5 protein-coding genes are annotated in these 8,279 nt (G+C 73.4%); 3 read left to right on the top strand and 2 right to left on the bottom strand.

From position 1 onward, the window contains the following. The first annotated feature begins 3 nt into the window (after positions 1-3). The 3 genes from ACZ5OX_RS33990 to ACZ5OX_RS33980 all read left to right on the top strand — a co-directional run bounded on the left by ACZ5OX_RS33990 (position 4) and on the right by ACZ5OX_RS33980 (position 3,706). Positions 4-1,590, top strand: a complete 1,587-nt coding sequence (locus ACZ5OX_RS33990) for an alpha/beta fold hydrolase (RefSeq protein ID WP_465635473.1) — start codon at positions 4-6, stop codon at positions 1,588-1,590. An 80-nt stretch (positions 1,591-1,670) separates the two neighbouring features. Continuing rightward, positions 1,671-2,393, top strand: coding sequence for a response regulator transcription factor (locus ACZ5OX_RS33985; protein WP_465635471.1), 723 nt, complete (start codon positions 1,671-1,673; stop codon positions 2,391-2,393). Continuing rightward, positions 2,393-3,706 carry a sensor histidine kinase gene (locus tag ACZ5OX_RS33980; protein ID WP_465635469.1) on the top strand — a complete coding sequence of 438 codons (1,314 nt, stop codon included), beginning with the start codon at positions 2,393-2,395 and terminating at the stop codon, positions 3,704-3,706. The genes ACZ5OX_RS33985 and ACZ5OX_RS33980 overlap by 1 nt, the downstream gene beginning before the upstream one ends. A gap of 154 nt (positions 3,707-3,860) precedes the next feature. Here the strand turns inward: ACZ5OX_RS33980 and ACZ5OX_RS33975 are convergent, their stop codons facing one another. Both ACZ5OX_RS33975 and ACZ5OX_RS33970 read right to left on the bottom strand, forming a co-directional pair. Then, positions 3,861-5,162, bottom strand: coding sequence for an eCIS core domain-containing protein (locus ACZ5OX_RS33975; protein ID WP_465635467.1), 1,302 nt, complete (start codon positions 5,160-5,162; stop codon positions 3,861-3,863). Between the two features lie 272 nt (positions 5,163-5,434). Next, entirely contained in the window at positions 5,435-7,645 is a 2,211-nt protein-coding gene (locus ACZ5OX_RS33970) for a DUF7927 domain-containing protein (RefSeq protein ID WP_465635465.1), read from the bottom strand. Positions 7,646-8,279: the final 634 nt, after the last annotated feature.

Below are 8,279 nucleotides of genomic sequence, written 5' to 3'. Positions count from 1 at the left end.
GCGATGACGACGAACACGAACACGGGCACGAACACGGGCACGGGCACGAAGACGGGCGCGAACCGGCCGGCGAGGCGCGGCACCCTGGCGGCCGCGGCCCTGGCCGTACTGGCGGCCGCACTGCCCCTCACCGCCGCCCCGGCCGCGCAGGCCTCCCCGGCCGACACCAGGGGCCGAGCCGCATGGTGTCCGGCCGTCCCCGGGCACCGGGTCGACTGCACGACCATGCGCCGCCCGCTGGTCGCGGACGAGCCGCGCCTGGGAGGCATCGACGTGAGCTACGCGGTGGTCCGCCACAGCCGCCCCGGCCCGGCGCTGGGCACCGTCGCGCTCAACCCCGGCGGCCCCGGCGAGACCCTGATCGACCGCGCCGAGCAGGTGGCCGGCGCGTTGCAGGGAGTGCTGGACGACTACGACCTGCTGCTGCTGGACCCGCGCGGCACCGGCCGCTCCGGCCGGCTGCCCTGCGACGTCACCGAGGCCGAGTACCGCTGGGCCCCGCGGGCCGGTCAGCGCGAGGCCGTCGCCGAGTGCGCAGAGGAGCTCGGTCCGCGTGCCCGCGGCTACACCAGCGCCGCCACCGCCGACGACATCGACGCCGCCCGCGAGCGCCTGGGCGCCCCCAAGCTGGTGCTGTACGGCATGTCGTACGGCACCTACCTGATGCCGGTCTTCGCCGACCGCCACCCCGAGCGGGTCGAGAAGATGGTGCTGTCCGGCGCCTACCCGGTCGCCTTCGACTCCCTGGCCCGGCCCGGCGCCCAGCAGGTCTCCCTGACGCTGCGCCGGATCTGCGAGCGCAGCGGCGCCTGCGACCCGGACACCGCGGTGCACGACCTCGCCGCCGTCACCGAGCGGCTGCGCAACCGCCCGCTGAAGGTGACCGCCAAGCTCGACGGCGAGCGGCGCACCGTCCTGTTCACCGAGGACAAGCTCGCCAACCTGATGTACGAGCCGGCCACCCGCGGCATCGGCCTGCACCCCGGAGAGCCCGGACTGCTCGGCGCCCTGCCCGCCGCCCTGCACGCCTACGCCGCGGGCGACGAGGGGCCCCTGTCCGCCCTGGTGCGCGGCGAGATGGAGGGCACCGGCACCGAGGACCAGGCCTCGTTCCTGGCCGTCACCTGCAACGACTACGTCCGCACCTGGGACCCGAACGCCCCGGTGTCGGAGCGCCGCCGCCAGTACAACGCCGCCCTGGCCGCCGCCGACCCGGCCGACTTCGGGGCCTTCAGCCCCAAGGGCTGGGCAGCGGGCCAGACCGATGGCGGGGACAACTGCCTGAACTGGCCGAGCCGGGGCACCGCCCGCCCGCAGCCGACCGACCTCAAGAACCTGCCCGACGTGCCCGTCCTGGTGCTCTCCGGAGACCTCGACACCAACACCCCCGAGGTCAACTCCCGCCAGTCGGCGGCCCAGTTCCGCCACAGCGCGTTCGTCTCGGTACCCAACAGCGGACACCTCCCGGAGATGGAGTCCACCGGCTGCGCCCTGGAGATCTCCAGCGGCTTCATCCGCACCGGGGAGGTCGGTGACACCTCCTGCCTGTCCGCGATCCCGCCGGTCACCGTCGTCCCCGTCCCGCGCTGACCCGCGCTGACCCGCGCCGACCCGCTGACCGGCCACCCCCGGCCGGCATGACCACGCCCGCCACCAGCGAAGATGATGCCATGACAGATCCAACCGCCGCCGCCCGGCGTACCGTCCTGGTCGTCGAGGACGACCCCGGCGTCCGCAGCACCCTCGACCACCTGCTGCGCTTCGAGGGTTACCGGGTGCTCACCACCGCCGACGGCCAGGAGGCCCTGGAGCTCCTGGAACACCGGCGCCCCGACCTCGCGCTGGTGGACGTGGTCATGCCCCGCCTCGACGGCCTCGCGCTGTGCCGGATGCTGCGCCGGCGCGGCGACCGCCTGCCCATCCTGGTCCTCACCGCCCGCCACCAGCTCGGCGACCGGGTCGCCGGGCTGGACGCGGGCGCCGACGACTACCTCGCCAAACCCTTCGCCACCGAGGAACTGCTGGCCCGGATACGCGCCCTGCTGCGCCGCACCGAGCCGCCCCGCGCCGAGGACGGCGACGGCGCCGACAGCGCCCACCTCGCCCTCGCCGACCTCGCGCTGGACCCCGCCGCCCGCCTGGCCCACCGCGGCACACGCCGACTCGACCTGACCAAGACCGAGTTCGACCTGCTGGAACTGCTCCTGCGCAACCAGGGCACCGTCCTGACGCGTCATCAGATCTACCAGCGCATCTGGGGCTACGACTTCGACACCGACTCGCGCTCGCTCGACGTCTACGTCGGCTACCTGCGGCGCAAGACCGAGGAGGACGGCGAGCCCCGGCTGATCCACACCGTGCGCAACGTCGGCTACACCGTCAGGACCGCCTGATGCTGCGCACCAGGATCGGCCTCGTGGTCCTCGCCTCCGTCCTGCTGGCGATCGCCGTGCCCGTCACCGCCGCCTACCGCGGTGTCAGCACCCTGGTCTCCGACCAACTCGACCGGAGCCTCCAGGACCGGGCCCACACCGTGCTCGCCGCCCTGGACCTCGGCCGCCTGCCGCCCGCCAGGCCCGACACCGTCGAACAGCTGCTGCCCGCCGACGGCACCGCACGCCCGCTGACCCCGGGCGGACCCGCGCTGCCGGTCTCGGCCCGCGCCCTGGAGGTGGCCCGCACCGGGCAGGGCTCCCACCAGGAGGACGCCACCGTCGACGGCACCCCCTACGGCGTGCTCACGCAGGCCCGCCCGGACGGGCAGGGCGCGGTGATGGTCGGCCAGACCTACGCCGGGGTCACCGAGGTCGACGAGGCGTTCCTGCAACGGATCACCGTCACCAGCGCGGCGGCCGCGGTCTCCTGCGCCCTGCTCAGCTGGCTCGTCCTCGGCCGGATCCTGCGCCCGGTGCGGCGCCTGGCCGCCGCCGCCGAACACATCACCACCACCCGCGACCTGACCACCCCGCTGCCCGCCGCCGGGCGCGACGAGATCGGCGGCCTCACCCGGGCCTTCGAGTCGATGGTCGGCGCGCTGCGCCGTTCCCGCGAGCAGCAGCAGCGCCTGGTCCAGGACGCCAGCCACGAGCTGCGCACCCCGCTGACCTCGGTGCGCGGCTGCGCCGAACTCCTCCAGCGCGCCCGCGGCCGGCTCGCCCCCGAGGACGAGGAGCAGATCCTCGCCACCCTGGTCAACGAGACCGTCGCGCTCGACGAAATCGTGCGCGAGCTCGTCGAGTTGGCCACCGACCAGCAGACCGCGGAGGACCCGGAACCGCTCGACCTGCCGGCCGCCGCCGAGGACAGCGCCCGACGGTTCCACCGCCGAACCGGCCGCGAGATCGCCGTCACCGTCGAGGACCCGGTACCGGTGCTGGCCCGCCCGCGCGCACTGCAACGCTGCGTGGACAACCTGGTGGGCAACGCCGTCAAGTTCAGCCCGGACGGCACCCCGGTGGAGATCCGGGTCACCGGCACCCGGCTGTCCGTGCGCGACCACGGGCCAGGCATCGCCCCCGGCGACCGGCAGGCCGTCTTCGAGCGCTTCTTCCGCGCCGCCGGCACCCAGGCCACCCCGGGCTCGGGGCTGGGGCTGGCCATCGTCCACGACCTCGTCGCCGCCGACCACGGCACCGTCTTCGCGACCGCCGCCCCCGGCGGCGGCGCCGAGGTCGGCTTCCACCTGCCGCCCGCCCCTGCGCACTGACCGCCCGTCGGGGAACACTGACCACCCGTCGGGGAAGCACTGACTGCCCGTCGGAGAGCACTGACCACCCGTCGGGGAGCCGAGCGCCGCTCGCCCCGCGCCGTGAGGACCTGACCGCGGTGTGGGGCGAGGGGAGCTATCCGACGATCAGCGGCTACCTGGATTCCTCGTGGATCCTGTTCATGACCTGCAGGTACTTCTGGAAGAGGTTCAACATGTGAGCCTTCGTCGCTCGGACCCAGTCGTTGAGCGAGTCCTGCTTCTTCTTCCCCCTCATCCCGTTCTCCTGCGTCTTCCTCCGGTAGGCGTCCTGGTCGAAGATCTTCGCCTCGAGGTCGCCGGCGGTCGTCACGGCGGTCACGGACATCACCAGCGGATCTTCCTCCCAGGCGACGCCGTAGTGCAGGGTGGCGGCCGCGTGCCGCATGTCCTCGACGAACTTTCCGTAGACCTGGGAGTTCGTGTCACCGGCTCGGCCGGCACCACCCCCCACCACGGCCTGTGCCGATTCGTACTCCTCGTTCGCACGCAGCCTCTTCGCCTGCTCCGCGAGCGTCTGCAGCTCGTCGATCAGGCCGGTGACCACCTGCTGCGCGTCCGGACTCTCGTACAGCAGGCTCTCGTTCTGTTCCCTGAGCTTCGGGATGATGCTGATCATCGCGTCCCCGAGGGCGTTGAACAGGTGGTCGCCCTGCTTGGGGCCGTCCACGGCCTTGCCTTTTGCGGCATCGCCTTTCGAGGACCCTTGACCGCTGTTCTTCTTGCCCATCCGCTGGACCGGTCCCGTTCCCGTTCCCGCGTGCGGCACCGCGCGCGGTGCCCGCTGGACAGCGGTCTCGCCGGCGGGCGCCCGCATGACCCGGATCGCGTTGGCCTCCGCTTCGCGTTCGAAGCGGTCGGAGGGGTCGGAGACCCGCAGGCCCGCTCCGTTGTCGGTGCCGGCGACGGAGCCTTGGCGCTGTTGGATGACGTGGGTGAGTTCGTGGGCGAGGGTGTGCCGGTCGCCGCCGCCGTCGCCGAGGACGATGTGACTGCCGCTGGTGTAGGCGTGAGCGCCGATCTCGGCGGCGGAGGCCCTGGCGGCACCGTCGTCATGGACGCGGACATCGGTGAAGTCGGCGCCGAAGCGGTTCTCCATGTCGGTGCGGGTGGCCTCGTCGAGGGGCCGTCCGGCGGTGCGCAGGACGGCATGGACGGAGGAGCGCTGCACCGCGGGCGCGTCGTGCGCGGCTTGCCGGTCTTCGAGGCCGGCGCTGTGCCCGGGCCGCCGCCTGTCGTCGAGGAGTCCGGCCCGGCGCATCATCTGGACGACGGCGGCGTTGCCGGCCGAAGCCTGCAGGCCGAGGAGTCCCTGATCGGGGGTCAGTCCCGGGGCGGGCGTCGAGGAGGAGCGCGCGGCAGGCCGCTGAGCGGGTTTGCGCCGGCCGGTCTCACGGCCGTGGTCGTGTACGGGCATGGGCACACTCCGGTATCCGATGTCGCTACCCGGACAGCACAACAGACCGAGCGTGAACGCACCATGTCGGGAGGGGCAGTGTTCGTGTACCAGCTGATACGCCCGGGGTGCCCACAAGGGCGACGGGGAAGGAACGACCGGCCGCCCGCGACGGCGGGGCGGTGCGGGAGCCGGCCGGCGACGACCGCGCCCCGGCCGGCCCCCGACGGTACAACGGCGGCAGGGCGGTCACCACCAGGTGGTGACCGCCCTGCCGCCGTTCGGTGTCCGGCTCAGTGACGGTGGCGCTTGCGGCGGGAAGCCGCCAGCAGGATCAGGCCGCCGCCGATGACGAGCGCGGCGATGCCGGTGGTGAGGGCGATCTGACTGCCGGTGCTGGCCAGGATGCCGCCGCCCGAGGACGGCTGGCTGGGCCGGCCGGTGGGCGCCGGGCTGTGGTCACCGCTCGGGCCGGTGCTCGGGCCGGTGCTCGGGCCGGTGCTCGCACCGGGGCTCTGCGTGGGCGAGCCGGTCGGTGCCGGGGTCGAGGTGTGGACCGTGACGGTCGCGGTGCACTCGCCGGCGGTCGCCGCGGGCGGGCAGTTGCCGCCGGGCCGGTCTGCCGTGACGGTGTTGCGCAGGGTGTGGTCCCCGGCGGCCGGGTTGTGGAGCGTGACGCTGTAGGTCAGCTTGGCGGTGGCGCCGGCGGCCAGGTCACCCTTCCAGCCGAGGACGGGCTGGGCGTAGGTGGTCGTGCCGGTGGTGGCGGTGGCGTCGTCGTTGTAGGCGGCGTCGTCGAGGACGGCGGTGAGGTCGTCGCTGACGGTCAGTGCGCTGAGCGGCGTGTTGCCGGTGTTGGTGATGTCGACGCGGTAGTGGACGGTGTCGCCGGGGTTCGCGTCGGTCTTGTCCGCGGTCTTGGTGAGGCGGTAGCCGGCGTTCTCGGCCACGGTGTTGCGGACGGTGTTGCTGGTGCGCTGCTGGTCGCGGCCGGTCTGGGCGCCGCGGTAGGCGAGGGAGGCGGTGTCGTCGAGCTTGGTGCCAGGGGGCAGGGAGGCGTCGACGCGGGCCCGGAAGGAGACGGTGGTCTCGGCGCCGGGGGCGAGGTCGGCGGTCGGGCAGGTGACGGTCTGTCCGGAGGCGGTGCAGCCGGCGCCGGAGCCCTCGACGTAGCCGGTCCCGTCGGGCAGGCGGTCGGTGAGGGTGACGCCGGTGGCGGTGTCCAGGTCGGCGCTGGTGCCGTCCTGGTGCCGGTTGGCGAGGGTGAAGGTGTAGGTGATCTCGGCGCCGGGCTGGACGAGTCCGGGTGCCTGGCCGCTGGTGTCGCCGGCCGGCTTGTTGGCCTTGGTGAGCTGGAGGTCGGGCTCACGCGCCTCGACGGCCAGCCAGATCGCCTGGGGCTCCAGCGCGTCGCCCTGACCGGTGACGCGCAGGACGGCCTTGGTGCTGCCGGCGGGCATCTTGCCGGTGACGTCGATCATCCGTGCGTCGTAGCCGACGTTGTCGACCGGGTTCGGGGTGCGGTCGGTGATGTTGCTGCCGGTGCCGTCGGCCGCGACGCGGTCGATGCGGCTGGTGAAGGCGTTGTCGGTGGCCGGGCCGCCGGAGGTGGGCATGGGCAGGGCGGTCAGCTTGCCGGCGTCGGGGCCCACCTCCAGCGAGTCCCCGGCGATCGGCGCGTCGCCGTCGCCGACGATGACGCCCATGGTCGCCGCCGGCGCTCGGCCGGCCGGGGTGCGGATGCCGTCGAGGGTCATGGTGATGCTGGGCACGGGCGGGCGGATGAGCTGGTACCCGTCCCAGACCTGGAGGTAGCGCAGCGGCTCCTTCGGGTCCTCGTACGCGACGACCAGGGACCAGCCGCCCCAGCAGCCGACGTTCTGGCCGCCGAAGTCGCCGGCGGAGGAACGGCCCTGGCAGGCCTGGATGTCGGCCACGGTGTACTCGCCGGAGCCGGCCGAGCGCACCAGCTCCGTGACGTCCTTGACGCCCGCGTGGGCGGTCAGCGGCGCCGGGGGCGTGCCGCCGACCTTCTGGTCGAACCAGTCGTAGGTGTCGGCCGTCAGGCGCTGGTAACCGGTGGCGCCGGGGACCTTGACGGACACCTGGTCCGCCTTGGACGCGTCCCCGGAGGTCGAGGTGAGCGAGGTGCCGACCGGGTTCAGCTGCCAGTACAGGCGGGCGTTCAGGACCCGGGCGCCGGCCGGAATGTTCAGCTTGGCCGAGGAGGCCGTGTTGCCGGGGGCGCCGGGGTCGGTCTTGACCCAGTTCACCCGGTTGTTGTTGTACGCGTTGTCGTCACAGGCGGAGTCCTCCGGGTCGCAGGACACCACCGAGTTCGACGCCATCGTCAGATTGCCGTGCGCCAGCAGGTCCACCACCGGCTTCGGCCCGATCGGCCGCTCCTGCCCGGAACCCCGTACGGCCTGCCCGCCCGAGCCCGCCGCCCCGGCGGTGGCGGCCGGTATGACCGGCGACAGCGAAAGGACGGCGGCGGTCAGCACACCGACAGCGGTGCGCAGAGCGGGCCGACCGCCGCCGGGACGAGCGCCTCCCGTTGGTTCGCGGCGCGGGAAGGAGTGGGACACGGGAGGGCCTCCGAGGGTTTGAGGTAACCGTCAGGAGGCCGTCAGAGCCACCTGAACGGCCGTAATATGAAAAGAGTATATATGTCGGAAATTCACAGAACCGTCACCCGGGTCATGGGGCGCCCCGCCCGACCGTCGACGCACGCGCGTGGTGATCCCTCGCCGTCCGCCGAGAGCCCCGGGCAAGGAGCATGGCCCTGACCGGGTCGCCGGGAACCGTGTGATCCGGGGGAGTCTCCTGATCGGGCGTCCGCCGCGGATCAGGCGTCCACTGCCGGCGGGATCGAGCCCGCCCGTCGCCCACAGCAGACCGAGGACCTCGGCGGGGGCGGCGACGTCCTCGGCGAGGATGCCAAGCTGCGGGAAGCACCGCCGACTCGGGCCGTCCAGTCGCCGCAGGCTCGCCTCGACGGTCATCGCGACGGCCCGCTCCCTGCGGTCGGAGCAGTCCGGAGCGAGACTGCCGCGCCCGTCCCGGACGAGCTGGTCACCGATCAGCTCGACGGCCTCGTCCGGCGTCAGCCCGTCCACAGGGCCGTGTCGGGCGACA

It is taken from the genome of Kitasatospora sp. NPDC032121 (assembly GCF_055580145.1).
The sequence above is the reverse complement of the archived record's forward strand: the minus strand, read 5'-3'. Positions and strand labels throughout refer to the sequence as shown.